The sequence below is a fragment of the Alkalicoccobacillus porphyridii genome, assembly GCF_007293315.1.
Classification (GTDB): domain Bacteria; phylum Bacillota; class Bacilli; order Bacillales; family Bacillaceae_D; genus Alkalicoccobacillus; species Alkalicoccobacillus porphyridii.
On the sequence record NZ_VLXZ01000121.1, the window covers coordinates 1 to 316 of the forward strand.

At 55.1% G+C, this 316-nt stretch carries 1 protein-coding gene; it reads right to left on the minus strand.

The genetic code is table 11. From position 1 onward, the window contains the following. Nucleotides 1-125: 125 nt before the first annotated feature. The coding region (locus tag FN960_RS23760) for a CoA-binding protein (protein WP_185971132.1) at nt 126-316 on the minus strand (191 nt) is incomplete at its 5' end.

Here is a 316-nt window from a genome sequence, read left to right on the forward strand (position 1 = left end):
GAACATCCTGAACAGCCATCCATGGATGAGCTGGCGCAGACCATCCGCAAACAACTCCAGGCCCCGCGTCTGCGTAACTAATCCCTGAACAAATCCCCGGAAGGTTTTTGCCTTCCGGGGATTTTTTATTTGGCCAGGCCCAGGCGAGGGATCTCAATAGCCGGGCAGCGATCCATCACCACATTTAACCCGGCATCCCGTGCCAGTACTGCCGCTTGCTCATTAATCACCCCCAGTTGCATCCAGAGGGTTTTCGCGCCAATGGCAATAGCTTCCTGTGCCACGCCCCACGCCGATTCTGAATTACGGAAAACAT